This window comes from Oleiphilus sp. HI0061, assembly GCF_001635675.1.
In genome coordinates, this window is record NZ_LWFE01001542.1 from 1 (window position 1) to 1025 (window position 1025).

Below are 1025 nucleotides of genomic sequence, written 5' to 3' on the forward strand. Positions count from 1 at the left end.
TGCGATAATGCTTTCGAAGTCGCTATAATCGCGGCTTCATTTCTTTTTGGTTTCCCTTATGGAACTCCGTTCTATTTTAAATCTCTTGTCGGATGGTGAATTCCATTCAGGGTCGGACCTTGGTCGTACTTTGGGTGTAAGCCGAACTGCAGTGTGGAAAGCGTTAGGTCAATTGGAGGAGTTGCGTTTACCCTTGGAGTCAGTAAAAGGGCGCGGCTATCGCTTGTTGCGACCGCTTGATCTATTGTGTGGTAAATCTATTCAGTCGTATATGGCAGCTCAAGCTGTCGAAAATATCTCTATTGAGGTACTTTTAAGTACCGATTCAACAAATACTCACTTATTGGAAAAGCAACTCGAAGGAAATTTATACGAGAGTTGCTTGGCAGAATATCAGACGGCCGGAAAAGGTCGTCGTGGCCGAAAATGGGTTAGTCCTTTTGCGAGAAATATTTATCTTAGTATTGCTTTTAATCTTGATGGTGGGGCAGAAGCTCTATCTGGGCTAAGTTTGGTGGTTGGTTTGTCTGTTGTGAAGACGCTAGCATCACTTGGTGTTAGTGGCGTTGAGTTAAAGTGGCCGAATGATGTTTGGTTAAGTGGAAGAAAGTTAGCAGGTATTTTGGTTGAGTTGCATGGAGAGGCGACAACGAGTTGGCGGGTTGTGGTTGGTCTGGGTTTGAATGTTGATATGAAGCCTGAGGATGCGGAAGTGATTGAGCAGGCTTGGTCAGCTTTGTCCGAAGTATCGGATATTGGTCGGAATGAGCTAGCTGGCAACTTATTGAGTGGTTTGTATTGTGACTTAGAGCGTTTTAAGTTGGGTGGCTTTAAGGGTTTTTTGTCGGATTGGAACAAATTTGATGCTTTAGCGGGTAAAGTGGTTGAAATCAACAGTGGTGCAATAGTTGGTATTGCGCGAGGAGTTGACTTGTCTGGCGCGCTCTTATTAGAGGTTGATGGAGCACTATCTGCGGTTAACGCAGGTGAGGTGTCGGTGAGGTTAGGCTGATGCTTCTATTAGA

Annotated in this window: 1 protein-coding gene; it reads left to right on the forward strand. The window is 44.8% G+C overall.

Features of this window, described 5'->3' with window-relative positions:
* Window positions 1-58 precede the first annotated feature (58 nt).
* Window positions 59-1012 carry a bifunctional biotin--[acetyl-CoA-carboxylase] ligase/biotin operon repressor BirA gene (gene birA, locus A3735_RS24050; protein WP_068514087.1) on the forward strand — a complete coding sequence of 318 codons (954 nt, stop codon included), beginning with the start codon at window positions 59-61 and terminating at the stop codon, window positions 1010-1012.
* The last annotated feature ends 13 nt before the right edge of the window (window positions 1013-1025 follow it).